Below are 1,030 nucleotides of genomic sequence, written 5' to 3'. Positions count from 1 at the left end.
TCGTGCGCAAGGTGCTCATCGCCAACCGTGGCGAAATCGCTGTCCGCGTTGCCCGTGCCTGCGGGGATGCCGGGATCGGATCGGTCGCGGTGTACGCCGATCCGGACCGGGACGCACTGCACGTCCGCGCGGCCGACGAGGCCTACGCGCTGGGTGGTGACACCCCGGCCGCCAGCTATCTGGACATCGCCAAGGTCCTCAAGGCCGCGGCTGATTCCGGCGCGGATGCCGTCCATCCCGGGTACGGGTTCCTCTCGGAGAACGCCGACTTCGCCCAGGCGGTCCTGGATGCCGGGCTGACCTGGATCGGCCCGCCGCCGCAGGCCATCCGGGACCTGGGGGACAAGGTCGCCGCCCGGCACATCGCCCAGCGTGCCGGTGCCCCGCTGGTCGCCGGCACCCCCGACCCGGTCTCCGGCGCCGGGGAAGTCCTGGCCTTCGCCGAGGAACACGGCCTGCCCATCGCGATCAAGGCCGCCTTCGGCGGCGGCGGCCGCGGTCTGAAGGTCGCCCGCACCCTGGAGGAGGTCCCGGAGCTGTATGACTCCGCCGTCCGCGAGGCGGTCGCCGCCTTCGGCCGCGGCGAATGCTTCGTCGAGCGCTACCTGGACAAGCCCCGCCATGTGGAGACCCAGTGCCTGGCCGACGCCCACGGCAACGTCGTGGTCGTCTCCACCCGCGACTGCTCCCTCCAGCGCCGCCACCAGAAACTGGTGGAGGAGGCCCCCGCCCCCTACCTGAGCCCAGATCAGAACCGGCAGCTGTACGCCGCCTCCAAGGCCATCCTCAAAGAGGCCGGATACATCGGCGCGGGCACCGTGGAATTCCTCGTCGGCGCCGATGGCACCATCTCCTTCCTGGAGGTCAACACCCGCCTGCAGGTCGAACACCCGGTCACCGAGGAAGTCACCGGCATCGACCTGGTCCGCGAGATGTTCCGCATCGCCGACGGCGAAGAACTGGGATACGAGGACCCGCCGGTCCGCGGCCACTCCTTCGAGTTCCGGATCAACGGCGAGGACCCCGGCCG

At 70.8% G+C, this 1,030-nt stretch carries 1 protein-coding gene; it reads left to right on the top strand.

Annotated elements, in window-relative coordinates; genetic code table 11:
- Positions 1-2 precede the first annotated feature (2 nt).
- Positions 3-1,030, top strand: a 1,028-nt coding sequence (locus ACTWQE_RS34065) for an acetyl-CoA carboxylase biotin carboxylase subunit (RefSeq protein WP_443332959.1), incomplete at its 3' end; no start/stop codon positions are given.

Source organism: Streptomyces sp. 8N706 (genome assembly GCF_052245415.1).
Classification (GTDB): domain Bacteria; phylum Actinomycetota; class Actinomycetes; order Streptomycetales; family Streptomycetaceae; genus Streptomyces.
This window is presented reverse-complemented; position numbering and strand designations above follow the sequence as displayed.